We start from the raw sequence: 25,156 nt of genomic DNA on the forward strand, positions 1-25,156 counted from the left end.
CGCGGCCGTGCTCGACCGGCACACAGCCGCGGCGTGCGCGATCTTCCGAATTCAGTTCCGCTCGATTTCGACCATGAAGAAGTCTGCTTTCGCCGCGCCGCAATCCGGGCAACTCCAGTTGTTCGGGATGTCTTCCCAACGAGTTCCGGGTTCGATGCCGTCCTCCGGCCATCCCAGTTTCTCGTCGTATTCGAATCCGCACTGAACGCATTGATAGAGCTTGTATTCAGTCATGGAGTTTCTCCTCGTATCCGACCACCGCCTCGAAGTCGAGCTTCTCCCGCACCCCGCAATCCGGGCAACACCAGCCCTCGGGTACCGAACCCCACTGCGTGCCAGCCGGAAACCCCTCACGGGGCGCGCCCACAGCCTCGTCGTAGACGTAGTCGCAGACCGGGCAGAGGTACGCGCTCATTCCGGCGCCCCGTACTTCGCGAGCACCTTCCCGCGCTTGGAAGGCTGGATGTTGACGCGCATGATGTCGTCGTCGTAGTGCGCGAGCACCCGGGGGTCCATCACCCTTCGCCACAACGGCGGAAAATAGGAGAGCGCGATCATGCTGCCATAGCCACTCGGCAGGGTAGGGGCGCCGTCCATGCTCCGCAGCGTCTGGTAGCGCCGAGTCGGGTTGGCATGGTGATCACTGTGCCGTTGCAGGTGAAACAGGAAGATGTTGGTAACGATATGGTCGCTGTTCCAGCTGTGTTCGGGGGTGCACCGCTCGTAGCGGCCGCTCGCCGTCTTCTGCCTCTGCAATCCGTAATGCTCGAGGTAGTTGACGGCTTCGAGCAGGCAGAACCCGAACACTGCCTGAATCACCAGATACGGCATTATCCCGATTCCGAAGACTGCAACGAGTGCGCCGAACAGCACGACGGACATCAGCCAGGCGTTCAGGATGCCGTTGTGAATCGTCCACGGACGCTTACCGAGCCGTTCCAGACGGGCCTTCTCAAGCCGCCAGGACGAAGTGAGGCTGCCCCACACACTCCGTGGCAGGAACGCCCACAGCGTCTCTCCGAAACGTGCACTCGCGGGATCCTCGGGCGTCGCGACCCGGACGTGGTGACCCCGGTTGTGTTCGATGTAGAAGTGCCCGTAGAACGACTGCGCCAGAGCGACTTTCGAGAGCCACCGCTCCAGTTCATCCTTCTTGTGCCCAAGTTCGTGCGCGGTGTTGATCCCGATTCCCGCAACGCATCCGATAGTGATGGCAAGCCCGACCTTCGAGGCGACACCGAGGCCGCCGTCGACGCCCAGCCAGCCTAGATCCGTTGCGGACCAGAGATAGCAGGCCATCACCAGACTGACGAACTGGAGCGGGATGTAGGCGTACGTGCAATACCGGTAGTACTTGTCGTTCTCGAGCCACTCCATCACCTCGTCAGGCGGATTGTCGCCGTCCGGGCCAAAGAAGATGTCGAGAATGGGGAGCATTACGTAGACGATGAACGGTCCGATCCACCACCACACCGGCGCAACAGCACCGAGTCCGATGCGCTCGAACGCCCACACCAAACCGATCGCGGTAAACACCGTCGTGGGCGGATTCAGGCCCAGCGGCCACAGATAACGTTTCTTGTCCCGCCATTGCCCGGTCGGGGCGGACGACTCCGGTTGTAGATGTGTCGACATTTACGTCCCCTTCACCCCAAGTTCATGTGAGTAACCTCACTACTGAACTAGACACTACAGCGTAGCGCGTTCTTCATCTAGACATATTTCTCGTTTTGTAAAGACGTTCGATCGAAGCGCAACGCGAAGGAACTCGCCGAGAAAGCGACCGGTCTCCCCTGCCGAGAATGCGGCAAGTCTTCTCTGCGGACTGGGACACCGTGAGCGTTGTCAGGCTTCGCCGCGGCTGCGTAGCTCCATCGTCGAGTGTCGACGGCTGTAGGTGAAGTAAATGATCATTCCGAGTGCCATCCACACCACGAACCTGACCCAGGTCTCGATGGACAGGTTGAGCATCAACCACAGGCACGCCAGGACTGCGAGAACCGGGACCAGCGGAACCAGCGGAGCCCGGAATCCGCGGGGCAGGTCGGGGCGCGTACGGCGCAGCACCACCACGCCGACCGATACCAGCACGAACGCAAACAGCGTTCCGATGTTCACCATTTCCTCGAGAGCGCCGATCGGAAAGATGCCCGCGAGCACGACGATCACGAGACCGACTAGCACCGTGATCCGGACGGGGGTGCCGCGCTTGCCTGTCGATGCCAGCCGGCGCGGCAGCAGTCCGTCCCGCGACATGGCAAAGAGGACGCGGGTCCCGCCGAGGGCGAGAACGATCAGTCCGGTAGACAATCCGGCCAGCGCACCGTACGAAATCAGGTACTTCATCCAGGTGATTCCGTGGATGTCGAAGGCAGTGGCCAAAGTGGAGGTGTCCCCCGCCAATTCGTGATAATCGACCATGCCGGTAAGCACCAGGGTCACCGCCACGTACAGAACCGTGACGATGACCAGCGAGCCGAGAATTCCTCGGGGCAGTGCTTTCTGCGGGTCCTTCGCCTCTTCGGCGGTGGTGGCCACGACGTCGAAGCCGAGGAACGCGAAGAACACCAGGCCTGCGGCCGCGAGCAGTCCATACCAGCCGAACGCGCTACCGTCCGCGCCGGTGAAGTAGGAGAACACGGACTGGTGGACGCCCTCCCCCGTGCTCTCGTGCACCGACGGCGGAATGAACGGCGAGTAGTTGGCTGGGTTGATGTAGAACGCGCCGACGACCACGACCACAACCACCACGGTTACTTTGATCGTCGTGATGACCAGCACGACCCGCGAAGAGAGTTTGGTGCCCATCGCGAGCAGCGCCGTCATGATCGCGGCTATCAGGATTGCGCCCCAATCGATCGTGAACGAACCGATCGTGGCGACCGGTGCGTGGAGTCCGATCACCTCGCCGAGATAGAGCGACCAGGCTTTTGCCACGACCGACGCCCCGAGTGCGAGCTCGAGGACGAGGTCCCAGCCGATGATCCATGCGACGAGTTCGCCGAACGTGACGTACGAGAACGTGTAGGCACTCCCGGCCACGGGAACGGTGGAGGCGAACTCCGCGTAGCAGAGCGCGGCCAGGGCGCACGTGATGGCGGCGAGGACGAATGCCAGCGATACCGCCGGACCCGCGACGTTTCCCGCTGTGCTCGCGGTGAGCGTAAAGATTCCGACACCGACGATGATGGCGACGCCGAGCACGGTGAGATCCCGCGCCGTCAGTTCCTTGCGGAGTTTCGTGTCCGGTTCTGCGGTGTCTCGGATCGCCTGCTCGATCGACTTGGTGCGAAACAATCCGGTCGATCTTCCGCCGGTCTGCAGTTCTCCCTCGCGTTGATTCCGGATGGCCACGTCAGACTCCTCGATCGACAGTTGCCGTCCAGACTATGCCTGGGCGCGGAACAGATCGGGCTCGATGTAGATGCGACGAGCCGCCGGGACTGCTCCGCGGACCCGCGCCTCGGCCTCGTCGATGGCTGCTGCCACAGCACCGATGTCCGATCCGGACGCCACCGCCACTTTCGCCGCTACCAGAATTTCCTCCGGACCGAGGTACTGGGTCTTGCAATGGATGACACGTTCGATCTTCTCGCCGTCGACGAGAGCGGCGAGGATGCGCGCCTCTTCGTCGGCGGTCGCTCCTTCGCCTATCAGCAGGCTCTGCATCTCGACAATCAGGATGATCGCGATGATTCCGAGCAGGACACCGATGCAGAGTGTGCCGACGCCGTCCCATATCGGATCACCAGTGAGCATCGTCAATCCGACACCGCCGAGGGCCAGGAAGAGACCGACCAGTGCGCCAGTGTCCTCGAGCAGCACGACGGGTAGCTCCGGGCTGCGAGACGTACGGATGAATCCCCACCAAGTCGCTCGCCCCTTCAGGGGAAGAGATTCTCGCACTGCAGTGACGAAGCTGAACGTCTCGAGCCCGATCGCGATCAACAGGATCACGACTGCCACGAGCGGGGACGTGAGATCCTCCGGGTGTTGGATCTTGTGAAAGCCCTCGTAGATCGCGAACAACGAACCGAGACTGAATAACACGAGTGCGACGACGAACGAATAGAAGTAGCGGCTGCGCCCGTAACCGAACTGGTGCAACTCGTCCGCGGCACGTTCAGACCTCTTGTGTCCGAGTAGAAGCAGACCTTGGTTGGAGGTGTCGGCCACCGAGTGCACCGATTCCGCCAGCATGGATGACGAGCCTGTGATCAGGAAGCCGGCGAACTTGGCGACCGCGATACCCGCGTTGGCACCGAGTGCGGCGAGAATCGCCTTCTTTCCCCCATTAGCCGACAACTTGACTTCCCCTCTCGATCGACGGCGGCTCAGCGATCGGGCGCAGAGCCTACGATCGCAGGGCGGCTCACAGGCTACGCGATCGGCGCGCCAACTCTCGCGCTGAACAATTGTGCGCGCTCCGTCGTCGCCGTCACCTCGACCACGGGGTCCTCCGCAGCGACCCAGGCGGCGTTGCCCTGGGAGAGTTCAAGGGAGTCGGACCCACAATGCAACTCCACCGAGCCCGAGGTGCACAGGAGGATGTGCGGACCTTCCGAATCGAGACGATGCTCCGCGGGACCGTCCGGCGACAGGTCGATCCGCGCGAGCACGAATTCCGGCGCCGGAGTGGAGTACACGAATTCGCCGCTGCTCCCGATCTCTTCCGCTTCGATGACCGGGATGTCGACGGAGTCGAAGTCGAGGACGCGCAGCAACTCCGGAACGTCCACGTGCTTGGGTGTAAGTCCCCCGCGCAGCACGTTGTCGGAGTTCGCCATGATCTCGACGGCCATGCCGTGCAGATAGGCATGCAGATTGCCCGCGTTCAGGTACAGGCCCTGTCCAGGTTCGAGAGTGACCCGGTGCAGCAGCAACGCGGCGAGCACACCGGCGTCGCCGGGGTACACCTCACTCAGCTCGAGGGCGGTACGGATCTCGGTTGCAAACTCCCCGTCCTTGGTGTTCGACAGATAGTTGATACACCCGTCGAGTACCCGCGGCATCAACGCGCCGAGCGCAGGCTGCGGCAGCGTGATCCACGTGGTGAACAGCGCCCGCAGTCCGTCGGAGTCAGGCTGTCCGGCAATCAGCCCAGCGTAGGGCTGCAATTCCGGAACCGCGATCGCTTCGAGCAGTTTGACGGTGCGTTTCGGATCCCGGAAACCAGCGAGTGCCTCGAACCTGCTGAGCGCTACAACTAGCTCGGGTTTGTGGCTGGCGTCCTTGTAGTTGCGCACCGGAGACTCGACTGGAATCCCCGCATCGTTCTCCCGGCGGAATCCCTCGCGGGCCTGTTCCGCGCTCGGGTGCGCCTGCAAAGACAGTGGTTCCTCCGAGGCGAGCAACTTCAGCAGGAAGGGGAGTCGTTCACCGAAGGTCTCCACACTCCGCGTGCCGAGCTGGTGTTCGGGCTCCGCATCAACCAAGTCCAGAAGCGACCGTGACCCCTTTTCGGTGAGGACCCGGGCGGGGTCGCCCGGGTGGGCGCCCAACCAGAGTTCCGCCTCCGGATGTGCCGTCGGAGCCGGAAGTCCGCGCAACTGCGCAATTGCCGTACGTGAGCCCCACGCATAGGACCGAAGCGCACCCTCGAGACGGTGCACTAGATACCACCGATCAGCTGGAGATACGCGGCCGTCATATCGAGCCGGCCGACGAGCATCACCGCCTGCTCGAGTTCGGGACGCACTGCCGTGATCGGCCCCTCCTCCGACGGCGCCGTGACAAGATCAACGTCACCCAGGACCAGGGTCTTGCGTTCGATGAGCATTCGATCCACCTCCGCCGACACGACGAACGTGCGCACAGGGCTGACGGGAGAGGGGGTGTCCAGTTCGGGATCGTGGAAGATCGAGTCGTGCAATGCACGCGACTGGGAGCGAAACGTTCCCGCCGCGCTCAGCACGTCCGACAATTCCGACGCGGTCGTCACACGGCCCGCGTGAAGTAACGCCTCGGCGCCGTGGCGCGCAATTTCCACACCACTCGCCGTGTCGCCCGCGAGAACTATCCGCCGACCCTGCATGCGCGAAGCGAGTGACTTCGCCGGATTGTGGAATACCTCACTGTTCGGCCTGTCGCGCAGCGCCTCGCCGTCGGCGGCATCGGCCAGTTGTTCGAGGTCGGGCACCGCGTCCCCCCAGCGCTCCGAACCGACCACTCGCACAACTGCGAGCAGGACCGCGAAGTACCGCAGCAGGCCATGTCGCGTGAGTGCCTGAATCCGCGGTGCGAACATCGCGACGCGCCCAGCCGCGGCTGACTGGAGCGGTCCCTCGTCCGGTGCGGCCACCACCACTTCGGCACCGCGCCGGACCGCCACGTCGACGGCCTGCACCAGCCGAGGGTCCCCTGCGTCGTCTCCGGCCACCACGACCACGTCGAGCGGGCCGACCCACAACGGGGTGCCCGTAGCACGGACCAGCGGGAACCCGATCCGCTCTGCGAGTACGGCCGTCAAGATGGCAGCACCGCGACTCGCGCGGCCTGCACCAGTCACGACGACCACACTGCGTGGACGCAGTCCCTGTAAGCGGTCGAGGACCCCCTCCTCGACCGCCGATCGGGTGGCCCGGATCTGGGCGCCCCCCGTCGCCGCGGAACGCAGCACTCCCTCGGTGTCGGCTGCGACGAGTGCGTCTCCGTCGTCGAGATCGAGCACGGGCGTCGGTGCTGTCATGACACCGCACCCTCTTTCTTCTTCAGTGCCGGCCACCCTCAGTGCCAGCCACATTCACTGCCCGGCCACATCCACCGTGTGCGCCGGAATCTCTTGCTACCAACTATGGCAGTCAGGCTCGGACGATACCCAATATCTCGGTAACGAGTGCGTCTACGTCTTCGGCCGTACGCGCCTCCACGTTCAGTCGCAGCAATGGTTCCGTGTTGGAAGCCCGTAGGTTGAACCACGAGGTGTCCTTCATCTCCACGGTGACGCCGTCGAGTCGATCCACGTCGATGGTGCGGTCGGCAAAGGCGGTCACCACGGCGGCGGTGCGATCGGCGGCGTCCGCGACACTCGAGTTGATCTCCCCCGACGCTGCGTACCGCTGGTACTTCGCCATCAATACCGACAGCGGCTGGTCTTGCTCACCCAGTGCCGCCAGAACGTGCAGCGCGGCGAGCATGCCCGAGTCTGCGCCCCAGAAGTCCCGGAAGTAGTAGTGCGCGGAGTGCTCACCACCGAAGATCGCACCGGTCTCGGCCATCTGCTGCTTGATGAACGAATGCCCCACCCGCGTGCGCACCGGGTGCCCGCCCAGTTCAGTCACCAGTTCCGGGACCGAGCGAGAGGTGATGAGGTTGTAGATGACCGCCGAGCCCGGCTCCTTCGCCAGTTCGCGTTCGGCGACCAGGGCAGTCACAGCGGACGGCGACACCGGGTTTCCGAGCTCGTCGACCACGAAGCAGCGGTCCGCGTCGCCGTCGAAAGCCAGACCGATATCGGCCCCAGTCTCGCGCACATAGCGCTGCAGGTCCACGAGGTTTGCCGGGTCGAGGGGATTGGCCTCGTGGTTGGGAAACGTGCCGTCGAGTTCGAAGAACAGCGGTTCGAGGTCCAACGGCATCGGGCCAAACACCGCAGGCGCGGTATGCCCGCCCATTCCGTTGCCCGCATCGACGGCGACCTTCAGCCGGCGAAGGTCGGACAGGTGCACCAGACCTCGAACGAAGTTCGCATACTGTTCGAGGACGTCCTCCTCTGACACCACCCCAGCAGCGCCGTCGTGCACGGGCACCCCGTCTATGACCTCGGCTGCCACCGCCTGCAAACCCGTCTCCTGGCCTACCGGCTTGGCCCCGGCACGGCACAGCTTGATGCCGTTGTACTGCGCGGGGTTGTGGCTCGCTGTGAACATGGCGCCCGGGCAGTCGAACAATCCCGACGCAAAGTACAGCTGATCTGTGGATGCCAGGCCGATCAGGACAACGTCGAGGCCCTGCGCGGTGACACCGTCCGCGAAAGCTCGGGCCAGGGCGGGAGAGGAGGAACGCATGTCGTGGCCGATGACGACCTTCTTGGCTCTCTCGTCGCGGACGAGTCGCGCAAATGCGCCACCGACGTCCTGCACGAACGCAGCATCGATGAGTTCACCAACGACACCCCGCACGTCGTAGGCCTTGATCACGGCATGTACGGACTCGGCTGATCGCGCCACTTCTGTTTTCTCCTTTGCGAGCACCAGTGCTGGCGCAAGCCTAATACCTGGCCCCGCGGGCTCGGAACGCCGCAAACAACGCCCCGCGATCAGCCTAAGATGTCAGTTGGCAGGGTCGGGGAGAACGCGCAGATGGCCGCGGCGGCCGGTCCGCATCGGGCCGGGACGGGTGCCGGTCGCACCACGATCCTCGCTGGGGGAGGCCTTTTCGTAGCTTACGCGGTCGCCGAGGCCCGCTTCCCGCACGGCTTCCGCCAACGCGGTCAAATCGTCCTCGTCCGGGGTACTCGACGAGAATCCACCCTCGTGCCGGACCAATTCCCAGCCTTTGGGTGCGGTGATCCGCGACGCATGGTTTTCGCACAGATCCCACGAATGCGGTTCCGCGACCGTAGCGAGTGGCCCGACAACGGCGGTGGAGTCCGAGTAGACGTACGTGAGCGTGGCGACAGCGGGGTTCTTACACCCGGGCCGGCAACACCTACGCAGAGATCTCACAGCTAGGGAGCCTAGCCCCAGGAAGCCCCGACACCTACTCGGACACACCGAGAGCGCACCGCTGTCGTAATGTCCCCTTCATGTCCAGAGCACGACGCAGGCGTCCCGTGACCACCCGATCCGTCGACCGCCGGGGACGTGGAATCCGCGGGTCCGTGTTCCCTCCCGACGTGCCGGCACGTCGAAGCCGCGCGGAAAGGTTCGACCTCGTGGTCCTCGACGCCTTCGCGCCGATCGATGCACTCTGGCGCGAGCGCCTGACAAAACTCGACATTGCAGTGGACGAGGTACCGAAGATTCACGCGCTGGATCCTGACTCGGTGAACTGGCCGGTCGAAGTCGTCGCAGACGGTCCCGTGCCGCTGTCACGGCTACTACCTGCCGGCGTCGACCGACGCGGGGCCACCACGCGGGCCCGGATCGTACTGTTCCGACGACCGTTGGAACAGCGCGCCAAGAGCCCTGACGACCTCACGGACTTGGTGCACGACGTGCTCGTGCAGCAGGTGAGCACCTACCTCGAGGTCGAACCCGAGGTCATCGACCCGGATATGCCGGGCAACGAGGACTGACTACACGATCCCCCGCTTGAGGCGACGGCGCTCACGCTCCGACAGGCCTCCCCAGATGCCGAACCGCTCGTCGTTGGACAGCGCGTATTCGAGGCACTCGTCCCGCACCTCACAGCCCAAGCAGATACGCTTCGCTTCCCTGGTGGAGCCACCCTTCTCCGGAAAGAACGCCTCGGGGTCAGTCTGTGCACAGAGTGCACGCTCCTGCCACTGATCCTCGATGCTGTCGAACAATTCGTCGAAACCGCTCACCAGACTCAGCACCGGGCGGGCGTCAGTCGTCTCTACTTCCTGGCCGACAAGTTCTCGTACAGGAAGCTCTGTCACATCGCGTTCTCGGTCATCGCGTTCTCGGTCACCGCCTTGCGGTACACAGACTTCTCGAGCGCAGACGCCGCTCACCGCACCTGCTTCGGAAATGGTCTGCGGTTCTTCGCTTACTGTGCTCCAGCGAGTTTCTGACTCGATCTGCTCATTGGGCATCACTCCGCCTCCTCACCTGTGATAGCGCAGAATATTTCGATCGATCATGTACCCCGAACCGAACATTCCTGCCATTCGCTCGAACAAAGATTCGAATTGAGTCCGCCGCAAGTGATCCCACCCCCACAACGTCAGAATGACATATTTGTGATTAGACACGTCCAGCGTGTCGCGGTCAAGCGGAATGGAAAAAATCGATTAGTATTTCGCGCCTTGAAATCGCCCCAGGGACGCAGCCCACTGCAAGCCATCGGCGACCGCCTAGGCTTTATGTCGTGAAAGTGACTGTATTGGTTGGCGGCGTCGGCGGAGCCCGATTCCTGCAAGGTGTTCTCAAACTCCTCAGTGCCGATGCGTTGCACCGCATCACAGCGGTCGTCAACGTGGGTGACGACGTGTGGATGCACGGACTCCGTATCTGCCCTGACCTCGACACCTGTATGTACACCCTCGGTGGCGGCATCGACACCGAGCGTGGCTGGGGTCACGCGGGTGAAACATGGAGTGCCAAAGAAGAACTCGCCGCCTACGGCGCAAAACCCGACTGGTTCGGGCTGGGCGACCGCGACATCGCTACACATCTTATCCGGACACAAATGCTGCGCACCGGCTTTCCGCTGTCAGCGGTCACCGAGGCACTGTGCAATCGCTGGCAACCGGGCGTGACCCTGCTGCCTGTTACCGACGACCGTAGTGAAACTCACGTCGTGATCACCGATCCCGAGGACGGCGAGCAGCGGGCGATCCACTTCCAGGAATGGTGGGTTCGCCACCGCGCCAAGGTGCCGACGCACAGTTTCGCGAACATCGGTGCCGAGCAGGCCGCGCCGGCTCCAGGGGTGCTCGAGGCGATCGAATCCGCCGATATTGTCCTACTGGCCCCGTCGAATCCCGTCGTCAGCATCGGCGCGATCTTGGCGATCCCCGGCGTCCGTGGCGCGCTGCGGACCACCGAGGCGAAGGTCGTCGGAATTTCGCCCATCATCGGCGGAAGACCGTTGCGTGGCATGGCCGACGAATGCCTGGACGTCATCAGCGTCGAGACGTCCGCCGAGGCGATCGGGCGTCATTACGGGGCACGAAGTGCGACCGGGATCCTCGACGGCTGGCTCATCCACGACACCGACACCGCAGAGGTGCCCGGTGTGAATGTGCGAAGGGTTCCCCTCATCATGACCGACCCCGACGCAACGGCCGAGATGGTCCGGGCCGCTTTCGATGTGGCGGGGGTTGCGCTGTGACCGAACCCACGCGGCCGCACGACCACGCGCCGGGGCGCTCGATCGAGATCCGGCCCGTCACGGGTCTGCCCGAGTTCCGGCCGGGCGACGATCTGGGTACGGCGATCGTGGAGGCTGCGCCGTGGCTCCGGGACAGCGACGTCCTCGTGGTCACCAGCAAGGTGCTCTCGAAGGTCGAGGGCCGGATCGTGTCCTCCCCCACTGATCCTGACGAACGCGACGCTGCTCGCCGTCGTCTCGTCGAACAGGAGGCCGTCCGCGTCGTCGCACAGCGGGGGCAGACCCTCATCACCGAAAACCACCTCGGGATCGTCCAAGCAGCGTCTGGCATCGACGGTTCGAACGTCGACGGTTCCGAACTGGCCCTGCTGCCCGAGGATCCAGATTCCAGCGCACGAGCACTCCGTGACGCAGTCACAGCCTTACTCGGCGTAACCGTTGCGGTCGTGGTCACCGACACCATGGGGCGCGCTTGGCGCAACGGCCAGATCGATGCCGCCATCGGCGCGGCCGGCCTTTCCGTCCTGCACGCGTACGCGGGTGCACGCGACAGTCAGGGCAACGACCTACTCGTGACCGAAGTCGCGGTCGCCGATGAGATCGCCGCAGCAGGCGACCTCGTGAAGGGCAAACTCGGCAGCGTGCCGGTCGCGGTGGTACGCGGGCTCGAACTCGCCGATGACAGTTCGAGCGCACAGGATCTCATCCGCCGCGGATCCGAAGACCTGTTCTGGCTCGGCACCGCTGAATCCCTCGAGCGCGGACGGTCCGAGGCGCTACTGTTGCGGCGCTCGATCCGTCAGTTCTCCGACGAGCGCGTAGATCCCGACACGATTCGCTCGTCGATTTCAGAGGCGCTCACGGCCCCCGCGCCGCACCACACGCGCCCCGTACGCTTCGTCTGGGTCCGCACCCGCGACGTCCGCGACGACCTGCTGACCCGGATGCGCGGACAGTGGCGTTCGGACCTCACGTCCGACGGCCTGGGTGCCGATGCAATCGAGTCGCGGGTGGCCCGAGGGAACATCCTCACCGACGCGCCTGAGGTGATCATTCCGTTCTGCGTTCCCGACGGTGCCCACACGTATCCCGACACGCGCAGGCGGGATGCGGAATCCACGATGTTCACGGTCGCGGTGGGCGCGGCCGTGCAGGGCCTGCTGGTCTCGTTGGCCACCAAGGGAATCGGTAGTTGCTGGATCGGATCGACGATCTTCGCCGCCGACATCGTGCGTGCCGTGCTCGACCTGCCCGCCGACTGGCAACCCCTCGGCGCCATTGCAGTCGGGCACCCAGTCGACCCACTCTCGCCCAGAGACGCTGTCGATCCCGGCGACGCCCTGATCGAGAGGTGACCACCGGACAATGAGCGCCGAATCACTGCACCGCTCGGCAATTGCCGCGCTCGCGGGCTGGAAGACTCTCGACGAAAACGACGAATCGCTGCGGCACACCATGCTCGCGTTCCTCGCATCGGCGCCGCTCGGATGCCTGCGTGAGCACGCCCCGGGGCACATCACCGCGTCCTCCCTCGTCCTGGACGAGGGAGGGTGCCATGTGCTTCTCACACTGCATCCGAGAGTCGGCCGGTGGATCCAACTGGGCGGGCACTGCGAGCCCTCCGACGACACCGTCGTCGACGCTGCACTGCGGGAGTCCTGCGAGGAATCGGGGATCCCTGATCTACGGATCGATCCCGACCTGCTGTCTGCACACACCCACCCGATCACGTGCTCGCTCGGACAGCCCACCCGGCACCTGGATCTCCGGTTCCTGGTTCGGGCGCGCCCGAACGCACACATCGTGCAGAGTTCCGAATCCACGGACTTACGCTGGTGGCCGGTGAGCGAACTGCCGCCGAAGGCTGAGAAGTCGACGATCGACCGCCTCGTGTACCTTGCCGGATTGCGTTAGATCGGAAGGTGCGCTCCTGCCGGGAGCCGGTGGCGGTGAGGGCGCTGGGGCGCTGAGGGCGTCGGAAACCCGCAGCGGCGCTCGCCATGTCAGACGTCTGTACTGAACCTGACCCCGCCATCCGGCAGCGTCACACCCGGCCACACCCGCGCCCCGCGGAGAAGTTCGCACCGGGCGCCAATGTCGGCTCCGTCGCCGATCACCGCATCGCGCACGAGCGCCCGTGGCCCGATCCGCGCGCCGAAACCGATGATGGACCGTTCCACCGTCGCTCCGGCCTCGACAACCGCTCCGTCGAACAGAACGGCACCGTCGAGACGTGCGCCCGCACCCACTTCGGCGCCACGACCGACGACAGTTCCGCCGATCACCAACGCGCCAGGCGCAACACCCGCCCCCGGATGAACGAGCGACTCACCGCGCGGCCCGTCGAGTGCCGGGGACGGGGCGATGCCGCGGACCAGGTCCGCCGAACCCCGCACGAAGTCCTCGGGGGTGCCCATGTCACGCCAGTACGAAGAGTCGACGTGGCCGTACACGCGGGCGTCGCGGGCCAGCAGCGACGGAAACACTTCTCGTTCCACCGATACCGCGCGTCCTTCGGGGATCTGCTCGATGATTTCGCGCTTGAACACGTAGCATCCGGCGTTGATTTGATCGGTCGGCGGGTCCTGCGTCTTCTCGAGGAAGGCGGTGACCCGGCCGTCCGAATCGGTGGGAACGCAGCCGAACGCCCGAGGATCCTCCACCCGCACGAGATGCAGCGTGACGTCGGCGTCACGGGACCTGTGGGTGTCGAGGACAGCTTCGAGGTCGGTGCCCCCGAGTACGTCACCGTTGAAGACCATGGCGTGGTCACCGCGCAGTTTCGGCAGTACGTTCCGGATGCCGCCACCGGTGCCGAGCGGTTCGGTTTCGGTGACGTAGTCGATCTCGAGTCCCAGTCCGGATCCGTCGCCGAAGTAGTCCTCGAAAACCTCCGCCCTGAAGGACGTTCCGAGAACCACGTGCTTGATCCCGGCCGCCTCGATCCGTGCGAGCAGATGCTGGAGGAACGGCAGGCCCGCCGTGGGCAACATGGGCTTGGGCGCCGACAACGTCAGCGGACGAAGCCTCGTCCCCTTGCCGCCGACCAACACCACCGCATCAGTCGTTTTCTCAATTGCCATGATTCGTTCCCCCCTCATTCACGTTCTTCCGACGTTCCCGAACCGCCGCGGCGACCGCGATCTTCGACCGCACCGCCAGCCCTCCCCGAAGGGCCCATCTCAATGGCGCCTGCCACCGGTGGGGATGCCGGTCCGCCTGGAAGCGGTATGCGCTCTGATGATGGGCGGGCAACATCAGTTCCGGGTGCTTACCCGCGGCGTGCCCCTTGGCGTGGGTGACCTCCGCGGAGGGCACGTAGACGTTGAGCCACCCGGCACGGCCCAGTCGGTCACCGAGGTCGACGTCTTCCATGTACATGAAATAGCGGGAGTCGAACCCATTGATCGAATCAAAGGCCGAACGGCGCATCAGCAGACACGATCCCGACAACCATCCGACCGAGCGCTCGCTGACGGTTTCGTTCTCCTGGCGGTAGCCGGCGGTCCACGGGTTGGACGGCCACACCGTTCCGAGAACGGCGTGACCGGCGCCCGACACGAGGTCGGGCACCTGGCGAGCCGACGGGTAGATGCTTCCGTCGGGCTCCAGAACGAGCGGCCCCAGCGCCCCTGCCCGCGGCCAACGCTCGGCCGCTGCGAGGAGAACGTCGATCGATCCGGGCACCCAGCGAACATCCGGATTGGCTATGACGACGAATTCGATCTTCTCGTCGATCTCCGCCACTGCCCTGTTGATGGCACCGCCGTAGCCGATGTTCCCACCGGTCCGCAGGAGGCGCACGTGCTCGTTCGCCTCGTCGGCTGCCTCGGGGGCGCCGTCCGTCGACCCGTTATCGGCCATGACGACCTGCGGATCTTCTTTCGTCGCCTCGGCGAGAGTGGCCAGGAATTGCTCCAGATGCTCGCCTGGCGAATAGGTCACCGTCACCACGGCCAGCTTCGAACTCACGCGGGACAGCGTAACCGCTGCGGCGGGGTCCGCCTCACACCACCACATCCAGTGCCGAATGCAATGCCTCGCGCCAGGGCCGCAACGGAGTCAGGCCGGCCCGCGCCCAAGCGCTGCCGGACAGGACCGAGAACGCCGGTCGGGGTGCCGGCCGCACGAACTGGGCGCTCGTGCACGGGCGCACTCGCCCCGGATCGGCACCGAGCTCCTCGAACACTGCTCGCGCAAGGTCGAACCAGCTAGCTGCACCGGAATTGGTGGCGTGGAGAACCGGTGCCGCGATATCGCTCCGGCAGGCCAGTTCGAGCAGTGCGCCAGCCAAGTCGCCGACATATGTGGGAGAACCCACTTGGTCGTCCACCACGTCCACCGTGTCACGTTCACGCTCGAGTCGCAGCATCGTCGCGACGAAGTCGGAGCCTGCCCCCGTGTAGACCCAGGCGGTGCGGACGATGTGGGCGGACGGAAGCGCAGCGTGAACGGCGCGTTCACCGGCCAGTTTGGTGCGCCCGTAGGCCGTCGCGGGACCGGTCTGCGCGTCTACGTCATAGGGAGAGTCTCCGTCCCCGGCGAATACATAGTCGGTGGAGACGTGAATCAGCCGGGCATCCACCCGGGCGCATGCAGCCGCCAGGTTTGCGGGTCCGAATTCGTTGACCGCCCGCGCGGACCACTCGTCGGATTCCGCCGCGTCCACCGATGTGTACGCAGCACAGTTGATCACCACAGATCCGCTTTCGACCTGCGCATCCGCGGCGGCGGGGTCGGTGATGTCGAGTTCGTCGGCGCCCACACCGCGGACGGCGACTCCCGCTTCCGCGGCCCGGCGCATCAGATGTCGACCCAACTGCCCACGCGCTCCAGTTACCAGGATTTTCGTCACAATGGTAAGTCTGGCACGCTGATCGATTCCTCCCTGATCCCAACGCATCGACCAGTAGCCTGGGTTCTGTGTCACAGCAGCAACCTGCACCACACGGGCCCCAGCGGACAGCACGGCCGCTCTACATTGCTGTCACGCTGCTGTCTGCACTCGCCCTCGTCACCACCGGGTTCGCGTGGTGGGGCATCGATTCGCTGCGAAACAGTCTGGCAATCGCCGGAGGCCTCGGGCTGGGCGGCGACGCCGACGGGGCCGTTGACATTCTCATCGTGGGTACGGACAGTCGCACCGATGCGCACGGCAACCCGCTCTCCCAGGCCGAACTCGATTCGCTGCGGGCCGGCGAAGAGATTGCGTCCAACACCGACACCATCGTTCTGATCCGCGTCCCGATCGACGGTAGTTCCGCAACCGCTGTGTCGATCCCCCGCGACTCCTACGTGAAAGTCCCGGGCATCGGCATGTCCAAGATCAACGCCGCCTACGGAGCTACCAAGGAAACCGAGCGACTCGAACTCGTCGAAAATGGCGCCACCTTCGACGAAGCCGAGGAAGAGTCCACCAAGGCCGGGAGGGAGGCGCTGATCACGTCTGTGGCAGACCTCACGGGCGTGACCGTCGACCGCTACGCCGAGGTCGGGATGCTCGGGTTCGTCCTCTTGACCGACGCGGTTGGCGGCGTCGAGGTCTGCCTCGAGAACCCGGTCGACGAGCCCTTGTCGGGCGCCCACTTCCCCGCCGGGACACAGACGTTGACGGGGGCGGATGCATTGAGCTTCGTCCGGCAGCGCCACGGTCTCCCGCGTGGCGATCTCGACCGCATAGTGCGGCAGCAGGTGTTCATGGCATCACTGGTGGGCGAAGTACTGTCCGGGAAGACCCTCAGCAACCCCGGCAAGCTCGAAGACCTCACCACCGCGGTGCAGCGCTCGGTAGTGCTGGACGACGATTGGGACATCATCGAATTCGCGACGCAATTGCAGGAGCTCGCGGGTGGTGAGGTGCGGTTCGAGACGATCCCGGTCGAGGATCTCAACGCCATGACCAACTACGGCGAGTCGGTCGTCAGGGTCAAGCCAAGGAAAGTGCAGGAGCACGTGGCCGGAATCATCGGTCAGGAGGTCGCCGTTTCGGAGGACTCCACGACCGCCTCCGAGACGCCTGACATCGACCCGTCCACCGTCACAGTCGATGTTGCCAACGCCGGTGATGTCAGTGGCCTCGCGAGCGGCGTGGCCGATGCACTGGGCTCGATCGGCTACAAAAGGGGCGAGGTCGGAAACTACACCGGCGAGTGGGTGAGCGAAACCACCGTCTTCGCCCGATCCGCCGATAGCGACGCCGCCGACGCCGTCGCCGTCGCACTCGGCGGCCTCCCTACCGATACCGATTCGACGCTGCCCGAAGGCTCGGTTCGGGTGGTGCTGACCACCGACTACCGGGGACCGTCCTCCACGGGGTCCATCGACAGCCGCTCCGGCGACGAAGGCCTCGAATCCGTATTCTCCGTGGAAACCAGTCCCACGCCGGCGCCACCGGGCCCGCCCATCGACGCCGGTTCTTCCGGCCCACGCTGTGTCAACTAGAGCGACCCGCTCGGTGTCAACTAGAGCGACCCGCTCGGTGTCAACTAGAGCGACCCGCTCGGTGTCAACCAGAGGCGTGAACGAGAGAATTGAAACCATGTCCATGAACCATGCGTCCCGCACGCTCACCGACGCCCTACTCGACCCGATCCTGAAGAACGACCCGGCGGGCCCCCGCGTCACGTTCTACGACGACGCGACCGGCGAACGGGTCGAACTCTCGGCCCTCACTCTCGCCAACTGGGCCGCCAAGACCGCAAACCTGCTGCGCGACGAGTTCGCCCTTGAGCCGGGTGCCCGGGTCTCGGTGCTGCTTCCCGCGCACTGGCAGACGGCCGCGGTCCTGCTCGGCGCGTGGTGGGCAGGCGCCGACGTCGTACTCGAGCCCGATGCGGGCGCCGATGTCGCACTGGTCTCGGCCCAGCATCTTGCCGAGGTCGAGGACGTGCCCGAGGTCGCGGCACTCTCGCTTGACTCATTCGGCCGACCTGTCCCCGACCTCCCCGTCGGTATCACCGACTATGCCACCTCCATTCGCGTCCACGGCGATCAGTTCCGGCCCACGCTCGCCGGGACCGCACTCGCAGGCAAGAGCGTCGACGATGTTCTCGCCGCTGCCCACGCCTCCGCCGCTGCCCGCGGGATTACCGGCACCGATCGGGTGCTGTCGGAGTCGGCGTGGGATTCCCCGGACGCGCTGATCGACGGACTCGTGGCCGTCTTTGCCGCAGGGGCGTCGCTGGTTCAGGTGGCGAACCCCGACGCCGCGGCCCAGTCGAGGCGCGTCGACAGCGAGAAGATCACGCGTCATCTGTCGTAGCCGCCGTCCGCAAGTCCGGCAGCGATCTCGAACCTGTTGCGCGCACCGCGGTGCCGGGACTCCTCGAACAGATACCGCCATGCGAAGCTCCAGCCGTATGCGGCCCACTGGTCGGCGTGGACCGCTTCGTGCCGCAACAGCGACCGCTGCGGAACCCCGCCGGTGAGAAACGCGCCGCCGATCGTAGTCCCGCCGCGCGCATATCCTCCGCGCATTCGGCTGCACACGAAAATGCCGAACTCGTTGTCGAATGCGATGCGGGCACCCCACATCCGTGCATAGACCAGCACCAGACGCGTGATCGCCGCCGACTGCCCGCTGCCACGCGACGCACGGATCAACCACACCCCTCGGCTGCGCTTCATCTCCGAGGGGGAATCAGCTCAGCAGCTTGTCGCGGAGGGCCTGATCCTTGTCATGGACCACTTTCTCGAGCCCGTCCTGGAACTCGACCATCAGTTGCCGCAGGGCGGGGTCCGAGGCGCCCAAGATCCGGGCCGCGAGCAGGCCCGCGTTGTGGGCACCGCCGATGGACACCGTGGCGACGGGGACGCCGGCGGGCATCTGCACGATCGAGAGCAGCGAGTCCATACCGTCGAGGTACTTCAACGGAACCGGCACACCGATGACGGGCAACGGGGTAGCCGAGGCGACCATCCCCGGCAGGTGGGCGGCGCCGCCGGCGCCGGCGATGATCACCTGGATGCCGCGACCGGCCGCATCCTTCGCGTAGTCGAGCATCCGCTGGGGCGTTCGGTGTGCCGAGACCACACCGACCTCGAACCGCACCCCGAATTCGGCTAGTGCCTCGGCAGCGGCCTCCATTGTGGGCCAGTCGGAGTCGCTACCCATGATGAGCCCGACCTGAGGGCCCCCCGGTGTTGCCGATTCACTCACCGTGCACATCCCATCCGTCGGTCCATTCTGCGTGCGAGAGCCACCGCGCGGCACGCTCGGCGCGCTCACGCACCCGTGCGACATACTCCGGGTCACCGATCGAGCCGGGTCCGCCCACAATGTTCACGTGCCCGATCTTGCGATCCTTGCGTTCACCCTTGCCGTACAGGTGGACCTTCGCGTCGGGCATGCGGGCGAAGAGGTGGTGCACGCGCTCGTCCATGCTCATCGTGGGGGCCGTGGTAGCTCCGAGAACATTCGCCATCACCGTGATCGGTGCGATCGGCGAGGTGTCGCCGAGCGGGTAGTCGAGGACGGCGCGCAGATGTTGCTCGAATTGTGAGGTCCGGGCCCCGTCCATCGTCCAGTGACCGGAGTTGTGCGGGCGCATTGCGAGTTCGTTGACGACGAGAGTGCCGTCGGTGGTCTCGAACAATTCGACAGCCATGGCACCGACCACACCGAGTTCTGATGCAATCCGGAGTGCCAGTTCCTCTGCAGCCTCGGCGAGCGAGTCGGGTAACTGCGGGGCCGGGGCGAGGACTACAGCGCACTGCCCTTGACGTTGCACGGTCTCCACTACCGGCCAGGTGGCGCCCTGACCAAACGGTGAGCGGGCCACCATCGCCGCCAGTTCCCGCCGCATCTCGACCTTCTCCTCCACGATGAGGGGGACACCCTTGTCGAGTTGCGCGGTGACAATGCGCTCGGCTTCGTCGGAATCGTCCGTGATCCAGACGCCGCGACCGTCGTATCCGCCGCGTACCGCCTTGATCACCACGGGCCACCCGCGTTCGTTGCCGAACTTCACGACGTCCCCCGCCCACGTCGCCTCAGCGAAAGCCGGAACCGGAGCACCGAGCTCGCTCAGTTTGCGGCGCATTGCGAGCTTGTCCTGCGCGTAGATCAGCGCCTGCGGCGGCGGCTGGACATTGGCTCCCTCGGCGACCAGGACGTCGAGGTGCTCGGTCGGCACTTGCTCATGGTCGAAGGTCACCACGTGCGAACCGACGGCAGCCTTGCGGAGCGCGTCGAGGTCCGTGTGGCGACCGAGGACGACGTCGGGACTCACCTGCGCTGCGGGCTCATCCGCAGCGCCCGAGAGCACTCGCAAACTCTGGCCGAGTGCGATGGCCGCCTGATGCGTCATCCGCGCGAGCTGTCCACCACCGATCATCGTCACGACGGGCTGCCCAGTGGTCAGATCCCGGGGTGGCGTGGGACGCGGAGTGGAGTCAGGGTTGCCGGTCACGGGTTACCAGTTTGTCACGTCCCTGGTCGTGTTCCGCCGCCGAGGTGTCCGGGCGGCAAATTTCTGGGATTCTCCTGATGATCTCGCCGTCAATTGGCGTTATCGGGCCTGACTTTCGTAAGCTTGCTCGTTGTGTCATTTGTCGACGGCGTGCTCGCACGCGTTCCGCAGCCCTTCCGGGCCTTGGCGCTGCAGCATCACGAACTGATCAAGTTCGGGATCGTGGGCGGCACGACCCTGATTTTCGATCTCGCGATCTTCTATTCGCTGAGCCTGACGATCCTTGAAGAGAAGCCCGTCGTGGCCAAGGTCATGTCCGGCATTCTCGCCACAGTGCTGAGCTACATCCTCAATCGGGAATGGTCGTTCAAGAACCGGGGTGGACGCGAGCGCCACCATGAGGCGCTGCTGTTCTTCAGCATCAGCGGGGTCGGGGTTCTCATAGCCGCCGCACCCTTGTGGATCGCCAACAACGTGTTCGACATCCGCGCATCCCAGGAAAGTCTGACCACGCGGGTCGTCGTCGACTTCGTACTGAACTACGTCATCGGGAACCTGATGCAGATGGTGTTCCGCTTCTGGGCGCTCCGCCGGTTCGCGTTCCCCGACGAGAACGTGCGTCTCATCGATCCCGACCTCGAAGGCCCCGACCTCGAAGACAGGCCCACAGAGGAGGAGAGATCGGCTACTCCTGACCTCTAGCGGGGCTCCCGCGTCCCAGTCACCCGAGTCGGCACATCTTCCCGTGCCATGGGAACGAATATCGCAAACAAGGCCGGGCGCCGACGCTGTAGTTCGAGTCTGCCACCGTCAGCCTCGATGAGCGCACGCGCCAGCGCGAGGCCCACGCCGGTCGAACCGGCGCCCGAGAAGCCACGGTCGAAGATGTGCGGAGCCAGGGCGTTGCTGACGCCGGCACCCTCGTCGAACACCTCGACACACACCATGGCCTCATGGGCCGACGACGTCTCGGTGCCTTCACCCCGATGCGACTGCCCCTGGATCAGCCGCACCGCGACCGTGCAACTGCCGTCCCCATGCTTCAAAGCGTTGTCGACTAGGACCGCAACGGCCTCGCGCAGTCTGGATCCGGTGGTCGAGGCCATCACATTCGCGTCGCCAAGCAGCAGCAACTCTCGATCGGAGTCCTCGAATGGACGTTTCCACTCTGCGATGACCGCGCCGAGTTCCTTGATCACCGATATCGGGCTCTCGGTGATACCGCTGCGGGACGAGCGGACCAGTTCGTCGATCGCCAGGGTCAGCCGGTCCACCTGTTCCATGGCCTCGCCCGCTTCGGCCGTTACTGCGGGATCCGGATGCTCCGACAGCTCATCGAGCCGCAGTCGCACAGCCGTGAGCCGGCTTCGAAGCTGGTGGGAGACGTCAGCGACGAGTGCGCGTTCGCGCTGCAGACGGCCCGCCATCTCATGGGTCGCCGCGTCCAGGACGTCGGAGACGCGGTCGAGTTCAGGAATGCCGTGGCGTCGCGGGGCCGGCCGGAAGTCGCCCTCCGCGAGACGTGCCGCCCGGTTCGCGACATCCCGCAGCGGATCGGAGAGCCGTCTGGCAGTAGCGACGGCGACCACTGCTCCTGCCGCGATCGACACGAGCACCAGCCCGCCGACGGCGCCGATCGCCTGGCGTTGCTGGGTGCGCATCGCGCTCGACGGCACTTCGAGAATCAACGAACCGGACGCGCTGATCGTACGAGCTTCCATCAAAGGCGATTGCACAGACGATTCGCCGATCTCGACTTGCGCGGGGTCGCCATCGACCGTCGGGTACACGACCACCAGGCGCCCCCCTGGGGGGGTCAGCAGCCTCAGGTCGTCCCAGAGGAGACTTCCTTCGGAGATGTCATTGGCACCATCCTTGGCGACGATCTCCGAGGCCATCCGATCGAGTCGGATCTGGAGGTCGGTACGAGTCAAGTCCTCGACCCATATCCATGCCGTGTAGATGAGTGGCACGCCTAGCAGGAGTGCCGTCAGAATTACGACTGCGAGGATCGACTGGAGAAGTCGGCGGCGCACTGATCCACCTAGTCGGTGTTGATTCGGAAGCCAACGCCACGAATCGTCGTGATGCGCCGCTTGGCGATGGGGCCCTCGTCACCGATTTTCCGGCGCAGCCATGACATGTGCATGTCGAGGGTTTTCGAGCCGCGCAGATCCACGCCACCCCATACCTCCGCGAGGATCGTGTCTCGGGAGACCACATGTCCGGCGTGCTCGAGTAGCACCCGGAGCAACTCGTATTCTTTGTTGGCGAGGGCGATCTCGGTGCCGTTTACGAGAACCCGACGGGCCGCGGGCTCGAGTCGGATACCGCCGACCTCAACGACGGAACCCTCACCACCGCCACGTCGCCGCAGCAGGGCGCGCACCCGAGCCATCAACTCCGCCAATCGAAAGGGCTTCCCCACATAGTCATCGGCGCCGGCGTCGAGTCCAACGACGAAATCGACCTCGTCGGTACGGGCGGTGAGCATCAACACGGCGAGTTCGGAACTGTGTGCACGCACTTGCCTGCACACCTCGAGTCCGTCGATTCCCGGTAGCCCGAGATCCAGTATCAGGAGGTCATAGCCCCCCGCGAGCGCTTGTTCCAGCGCTGCCGGGCCGGTCTGCTCGATGGTGACGTCGTACCCTTCCCTGCCCAATGCACGCGACAGTGGCGCGGCGATGGCTTCGTCATCTTCGGCAAGCAAAACTGCGGTCACCTCCACAGCGTACGGAGATGTGCAGTCGACTGTGACCGATTATCGGTCTTTGCCGGTATCGGCGTCACCGCGCAAGTGCTCGCGATCGTGATCGCGGCGGAGATCCATCGCGTCGAAAACCTGGTGATAGAGCAGTGAGTGAACGCGCTGGATATCGGGGATGTCATCGAATTCCAGTGGGTCGTCGGAAGACGAAACGATAACCAGCGTTCCGGTGCGGAGCATCCTGTCAAGGAGGCCGTGGCGGAACTGGACATTGCTGATGCGTCCCATCGGGATATCGATTCCGATGTGCGTCATCACACCCTCGCGAACTAGTACACGACGGTCGGTGACGACGAAGTGCTTAGATTTCCATCTGAGAAACGGCGCGAGACAGCGCCATACAACGACGGCCAGCCACAGCACGAGGATGACAACGCGTACGACGTTCAGCGAGGAGGCGTCTAGTTCATTCTCCGCGAAGCCGACCGCGAACCCCGCCGCGGCCGTCACCGTCAACAAGATGACGGCCGGGAGTAGCAGCATCTTCCAGTGCGGATGGCTGTGAAGTAAGAGTTCCTCTTCTTCAGCGAGAGCGCCCTCCGGATATCCCATCGAGGAGTGAGCTTATCGCATGCGGCTGAGCACGATCGGGGTGATGGTGATGATGATGCCGTACAGCACCATCCACACGCCGACCACGATCACGAACACCCCGAGAGATAGTTCGGGCTGCAGGAGCACAATGGCGCCTGCGACCACGCTGATCACACCGAGCACAATACTCAGGCCGCGATCCGTCGTCGAACCCGAGGCGCCTTCGACGATGTCGAGGACCCCGCGGAACACCCACCACGCGCCGACGACGAGCGCGATGATCACCACGGTCTGGAGTGGGCTCCGCAGCATGAGGAAACCCAGAAGTATTGCCAGGGCACCGGATACGCCCACGAGCGTCCGCGTCGTTCCGCCGGCGTCGACGTCGGCGAACGCCCGAACGATCTGGACGATGCCGAACCCGAAGAATTGGATGGCGATCAGGACAGCCAGCACAGTGAGAGTGACGTGCGGCCAGACGAGAACAGCGATGCCTAGACCCAGGGTGAGTAGGCCTAACACCATCGTGAGGCCGGTCAACGTGCGCCGGGCAGCAATGTCAACTGACTCGGGAGTTGAGGTACTCATACATCCCAGTGTCGCACCACCCGACTCACACCGGGCGCAAATGTGTGATATCGCCCGCGGAGACGGACATCGGGTCGGCTTGACCGTCCGGCGTGATCACCACGCGGCCCTCCTGGTCGACATCCGTTGCGATTCCGATCAGTTCACGGCCACCGGGCAATTCGGCCCGCACGCGCCTGCCGAGTGTTCCACAGCGGGCACGGTATGCCTCGGCGAGATCAGTGACGTCCCAGTTCGAGTCATGCCACTGCTGCCAGCGTTCTGCGATCGCACGCAAAACGGCACGCACCAGGGTGTCGCGGTCGCTGACTTCGGCGCCTTCGAGCACGAGGGACGTGGCGTGTTCGACGGGAAGTTCGTCTCGCGTGAGGCTTACGTTGAGCCCGATCCCGACGACGACCGTGGGGTCCGGTGTCGTCGTGGCCACCTCTGCGAGAATCCCGGCAACTTTTCGACCATCGATCAGTACGTCGTTCGGCCACTTCAGTTCGGCGGGCACCTTCGCGACGACACGCAGTGCGTCGACCACTGCGACACCGGTGAGCAGAGGCAGCCATCCCATGGCACCCACGCTCAGTCCAGGCATTGTCAGCAGCGCCGAGACGGCGATCTGCGCCTGCGGCGGACTCACCCACACCCGTGAGTGGCGGCCACGGCCGCTCCCTTGGAATTCCGCCAGCAACACGTGGCGGTCGCATTCCGAACGTGCGGCGCGAGCGAGAAGGTCCGCGTTCGTGGATCCGGTCTCCTCCACGACATCCAGACGCGCCCAGAACTTACGCTGATCGCTGTCCTCGTTGCCGCGGACGAGTGCCGCGCGGAGATTGTCCGCACAGAGAGGAGGTCGGTTCAGGTCGGTCCACATCGCCACAGCCTAGGACGGCTCCGGAAA

Annotated in this window: 28 protein-coding genes; 7 read left to right on the forward strand and 21 right to left on the reverse strand. The window is 64.8% G+C overall.

Features of this window, described 5'->3' with window-relative positions; translation table 11 throughout:
* Positions 1-51: 51 nt before the first annotated feature.
* The 9 genes from RM2_RS06020 to RM2_RS06060 form a co-directional block, all read right to left on the reverse strand.
* Positions 52-234 (reverse strand): rubredoxin, encoded by a 183-nt coding sequence (locus RM2_RS06020; protein ID WP_072687935.1) that lies wholly within the window; start codon positions 232-234, stop codon positions 52-54.
* The gene (locus RM2_RS06025; RefSeq protein ID WP_072687936.1) at positions 227-415 is read right to left on the reverse strand and encodes a rubredoxin; all 189 of its coding nucleotides are present in this window, start codon (positions 413-415) and stop codon (positions 227-229) included. Before RM2_RS06025 ends, RM2_RS06020 begins: the two co-directional genes overlap by 8 nt.
* Entirely contained in the window at positions 412-1,635 is a 1,224-nt protein-coding gene (locus RM2_RS06030) for an alkane 1-monooxygenase (protein ID WP_072687937.1), read from the reverse strand. The genes RM2_RS06025 and RM2_RS06030 overlap by 4 nt, the downstream gene beginning before the upstream one ends.
* A gap of 210 nt (positions 1,636-1,845) precedes the next feature.
* Complete coding sequence (locus tag RM2_RS06035) at positions 1,846-3,354, reverse strand: amino acid permease (RefSeq protein WP_072687938.1); 1,509 nt, start codon at positions 3,352-3,354, stop codon at positions 1,846-1,848.
* A gap of 33 nt (positions 3,355-3,387) precedes the next feature.
* Positions 3,388-4,305: a cation diffusion facilitator family transporter gene (locus RM2_RS06040; RefSeq protein ID WP_072687939.1), complete on the reverse strand. Its 918-nt coding sequence runs from the start codon at positions 4,303-4,305 to the stop codon at positions 3,388-3,390.
* A gap of 74 nt (positions 4,306-4,379) precedes the next feature.
* Positions 4,380-5,612 (reverse strand): mannose-6-phosphate isomerase, class I, encoded by a 1,233-nt coding sequence (manA, locus tag RM2_RS06045; protein ID WP_072687940.1) that lies wholly within the window; start codon positions 5,610-5,612, stop codon positions 4,380-4,382.
* Positions 5,612-6,688 carry a tobH protein gene (locus RM2_RS06050; protein ID WP_072687941.1) on the reverse strand — a complete coding sequence of 359 codons (1,077 nt, stop codon included), beginning with the start codon at positions 6,686-6,688 and terminating at the stop codon, positions 5,612-5,614. The genes manA and RM2_RS06050 overlap by 1 nt, the downstream gene beginning before the upstream one ends.
* A gap of 112 nt (positions 6,689-6,800) precedes the next feature.
* Positions 6,801-8,168 carry a phosphomannomutase/phosphoglucomutase gene (locus RM2_RS06055; protein ID WP_072687942.1) on the reverse strand — a complete coding sequence of 456 codons (1,368 nt, stop codon included), beginning with the start codon at positions 8,166-8,168 and terminating at the stop codon, positions 6,801-6,803.
* A 102-nt stretch (positions 8,169-8,270) separates the two neighbouring features.
* On the reverse strand, positions 8,271-8,666 hold the full coding sequence (locus RM2_RS06060; protein WP_072687943.1) for a DUF3499 domain-containing protein: 396 nt from the start codon (positions 8,664-8,666) through the stop codon (positions 8,271-8,273).
* Between the two features lie 80 nt (positions 8,667-8,746).
* On the opposite strand from RM2_RS06060, the gene RM2_RS06065 reads away from it, so the two are divergent.
* A complete protein-coding gene (locus RM2_RS06065) occupies positions 8,747-9,238 on the forward strand; it encodes a metallopeptidase family protein (protein ID WP_169846680.1) in 492 nt (163 codons plus the stop codon).
* Here the strand turns inward: RM2_RS06065 and RM2_RS06070 are convergent, their stop codons facing one another.
* Positions 9,239-9,502 carry a WhiB family transcriptional regulator gene (locus RM2_RS06070; protein WP_169846681.1) on the reverse strand — a complete coding sequence of 88 codons (264 nt, stop codon included), beginning with the start codon at positions 9,500-9,502 and terminating at the stop codon, positions 9,239-9,241.
* 494 nt (positions 9,503-9,996) lie between these two features.
* Between RM2_RS06070 and cofD the strand changes: the two genes are divergently transcribed.
* From cofD to RM2_RS06085, 3 genes are read left to right on the forward strand one after another with little or no spacing between them, the layout of a single operon-like run.
* Positions 9,997-10,962: a 2-phospho-L-lactate transferase gene (gene cofD, locus RM2_RS06075; protein WP_072687945.1), complete on the forward strand. Its 966-nt coding sequence runs from the start codon at positions 9,997-9,999 to the stop codon at positions 10,960-10,962.
* Positions 10,959-12,317: a coenzyme F420-0:L-glutamate ligase gene (locus tag RM2_RS06080; protein ID WP_072687946.1), complete on the forward strand. Its 1,359-nt coding sequence runs from the start codon at positions 10,959-10,961 to the stop codon at positions 12,315-12,317. The genes cofD and RM2_RS06080 overlap by 4 nt, the downstream gene beginning before the upstream one ends.
* 10 nt (positions 12,318-12,327) lie before the next feature.
* The gene (locus tag RM2_RS06085) at positions 12,328-12,876 is read left to right on the forward strand and encodes an NUDIX hydrolase (protein ID WP_072687947.1); all 549 of its coding nucleotides are present in this window, start codon (positions 12,328-12,330) and stop codon (positions 12,874-12,876) included.
* 89 nt (positions 12,877-12,965) lie between these two features.
* On the opposite strand, the gene manB is transcribed toward RM2_RS06085, so the two are convergent.
* From manB to rfbD, 3 genes are read right to left on the reverse strand one after another with little or no spacing between them, the layout of a single operon-like run.
* Complete coding sequence (manB, locus tag RM2_RS06090) at positions 12,966-14,045, reverse strand: mannose-1-phosphate guanylyltransferase (protein ID WP_072687948.1); 1,080 nt, start codon at positions 14,043-14,045, stop codon at positions 12,966-12,968.
* A complete protein-coding gene (locus RM2_RS06095; RefSeq protein WP_072687949.1) occupies positions 14,035-14,934 on the reverse strand; it encodes a glycosyltransferase family 2 protein in 900 nt (299 codons plus the stop codon). The genes manB and RM2_RS06095 overlap by 11 nt, the downstream gene beginning before the upstream one ends.
* A gap of 34 nt (positions 14,935-14,968) precedes the next feature.
* The gene (gene rfbD, locus RM2_RS06100; protein ID WP_139277683.1) at positions 14,969-15,817 is read right to left on the reverse strand and encodes a dTDP-4-dehydrorhamnose reductase; all 849 of its coding nucleotides are present in this window, start codon (positions 15,815-15,817) and stop codon (positions 14,969-14,971) included.
* Positions 15,818-15,885: 68 nt separating this feature from the next.
* Between rfbD and RM2_RS06105 the strand changes: the two genes are divergently transcribed.
* Together RM2_RS06105 and RM2_RS06110 are read left to right on the forward strand one after the other, a co-directional pair.
* Positions 15,886-17,403: an LCP family protein gene (locus RM2_RS06105; RefSeq protein ID WP_084721656.1), complete on the forward strand. Its 1,518-nt coding sequence runs from the start codon at positions 15,886-15,888 to the stop codon at positions 17,401-17,403.
* A 103-nt stretch (positions 17,404-17,506) separates the two neighbouring features.
* Positions 17,507-18,223 (forward strand): TIGR03089 family protein, encoded by a 717-nt coding sequence (locus tag RM2_RS06110; RefSeq protein ID WP_072687950.1) that lies wholly within the window; start codon positions 17,507-17,509, stop codon positions 18,221-18,223.
* On the opposite strand, the gene RM2_RS06115 is transcribed toward RM2_RS06110, so the two are convergent.
* The 3 genes from RM2_RS06115 to RM2_RS06125 are packed head-to-tail and all read right to left on the reverse strand — an operon-like array spanning position 18,211 to position 20,372.
* Positions 18,211-18,588 carry a hypothetical protein gene (locus RM2_RS06115; RefSeq protein WP_084721657.1) on the reverse strand — a complete coding sequence of 126 codons (378 nt, stop codon included), beginning with the start codon at positions 18,586-18,588 and terminating at the stop codon, positions 18,211-18,213. The two genes, RM2_RS06110 and RM2_RS06115, sit on opposite strands and share 13 nt — an antisense overlap.
* Positions 18,589-18,601: 13 nt before the next feature.
* Positions 18,602-19,129, reverse strand: a complete 528-nt coding sequence (gene purE, locus RM2_RS06120) for a 5-(carboxyamino)imidazole ribonucleotide mutase (protein ID WP_072687951.1) — start codon at positions 19,127-19,129, stop codon at positions 18,602-18,604.
* Complete coding sequence (locus RM2_RS06125) at positions 19,113-20,372, reverse strand: 5-(carboxyamino)imidazole ribonucleotide synthase (protein ID WP_072687952.1); 1,260 nt, start codon at positions 20,370-20,372, stop codon at positions 19,113-19,115. Before RM2_RS06125 ends, purE begins: the two co-directional genes overlap by 17 nt.
* Before the next feature lie 132 nt (positions 20,373-20,504).
* Here RM2_RS06125 and RM2_RS06130 point away from each other — a divergent pair, with 132 nt between their 5' ends.
* Positions 20,505-21,074, forward strand: a complete 570-nt coding sequence (locus tag RM2_RS06130; protein ID WP_072687953.1) for a GtrA family protein — start codon at positions 20,505-20,507, stop codon at positions 21,072-21,074.
* Here RM2_RS06130 and RM2_RS06135 read toward each other — a convergent pair.
* From RM2_RS06135 to RM2_RS06155, 5 genes are read right to left on the reverse strand one after another with little or no spacing between them, the layout of a single operon-like run.
* The gene (locus tag RM2_RS06135; RefSeq protein ID WP_072687954.1) at positions 21,071-22,408 is read right to left on the reverse strand and encodes a sensor histidine kinase; all 1,338 of its coding nucleotides are present in this window, start codon (positions 22,406-22,408) and stop codon (positions 21,071-21,073) included. The genes RM2_RS06130 and RM2_RS06135 overlap by 4 nt on opposite strands.
* An 8-nt stretch (positions 22,409-22,416) precedes the next feature.
* Positions 22,417-23,097: a response regulator transcription factor gene (locus tag RM2_RS06140; RefSeq protein ID WP_072687973.1), complete on the reverse strand. Its 681-nt coding sequence runs from the start codon at positions 23,095-23,097 to the stop codon at positions 22,417-22,419.
* 39 nt (positions 23,098-23,136) lie between these two features.
* Entirely contained in the window at positions 23,137-23,694 is a 558-nt protein-coding gene (locus tag RM2_RS06145; RefSeq protein WP_072687955.1) for a PH domain-containing protein, read from the reverse strand.
* Positions 23,695-23,706: 12 nt separating this feature from the next.
* Positions 23,707-24,264, reverse strand: a complete 558-nt coding sequence (locus RM2_RS06150; protein ID WP_072687956.1) for an HdeD family acid-resistance protein — start codon at positions 24,262-24,264, stop codon at positions 23,707-23,709.
* A gap of 25 nt (positions 24,265-24,289) precedes the next feature.
* Entirely contained in the window at positions 24,290-25,129 is an 840-nt protein-coding gene (locus tag RM2_RS06155) for a biotin--[acetyl-CoA-carboxylase] ligase (RefSeq protein WP_072687974.1), read from the reverse strand.
* Positions 25,130-25,156: the final 27 nt, after the last annotated feature.

Origin of the sequence: Rhodococcus marinonascens NBRC 14363 (genome assembly GCF_001894885.1) — a bacterium.
Taxonomy (GTDB): domain Bacteria; phylum Actinomycetota; class Actinomycetes; order Mycobacteriales; family Mycobacteriaceae; genus Rhodococcus_F; species Rhodococcus_F marinonascens.

Bases quoted from the DNA above. Each gene is read 5' to 3' on its own strand.
- RM2_RS06085 (WP_072687947.1), top strand. From the start codon at position 12,328: ATGAGCGCCGAATCACTGCACCGCTCGGCAATTGCCGCGCTCGCGGGC.
- RM2_RS06150 (WP_072687956.1), bottom strand. From the start codon at position 24,264: ATGAGTACCTCAACTCCCGAGTCAGTTGACATTGCTGCCCGGCGCACG.
- RM2_RS06050 (WP_072687941.1), bottom strand. From the start codon at position 6,688: ATGACAGCACCGACGCCCGTGCTCGATCTCGACGACGGAGACGCACTC.
- RM2_RS06145 (WP_072687955.1), bottom strand. From the start codon at position 23,694: ATGGGATATCCGGAGGGCGCTCTCGCTGAAGAAGAGGAACTCTTACTT.
- purE (WP_072687951.1), bottom strand. From the start codon at position 19,129: ATGTGCACGGTGAGTGAATCGGCAACACCGGGGGGCCCTCAGGTCGGG.
- RM2_RS06065 (WP_169846680.1), top strand. From the start codon at position 8,747: ATGTCCAGAGCACGACGCAGGCGTCCCGTGACCACCCGATCCGTCGAC.
- RM2_RS06115 (WP_084721657.1), bottom strand. From the start codon at position 18,588: ATGAAGCGCAGCCGAGGGGTGTGGTTGATCCGTGCGTCGCGTGGCAGC.
- RM2_RS06110 (WP_072687950.1), top strand. From the start codon at position 17,507: ATGAACCATGCGTCCCGCACGCTCACCGACGCCCTACTCGACCCGATC.
- RM2_RS06025 (WP_072687936.1), bottom strand. From the start codon at position 415: ATGAGCGCGTACCTCTGCCCGGTCTGCGACTACGTCTACGACGAGGCT.
- manB (WP_072687948.1), bottom strand. From the start codon at position 14,045: ATGGCAATTGAGAAAACGACTGATGCGGTGGTGTTGGTCGGCGGCAAG.
- RM2_RS06020 (WP_072687935.1), bottom strand. From the start codon at position 234: ATGACTGAATACAAGCTCTATCAATGCGTTCAGTGCGGATTCGAATAC.
- RM2_RS06030 (WP_072687937.1), bottom strand. From the start codon at position 1,635: ATGTCGACACATCTACAACCGGAGTCGTCCGCCCCGACCGGGCAATGG.
- RM2_RS06155 (WP_072687974.1), bottom strand. From the start codon at position 25,129: ATGTGGACCGACCTGAACCGACCTCCTCTCTGTGCGGACAATCTCCGC.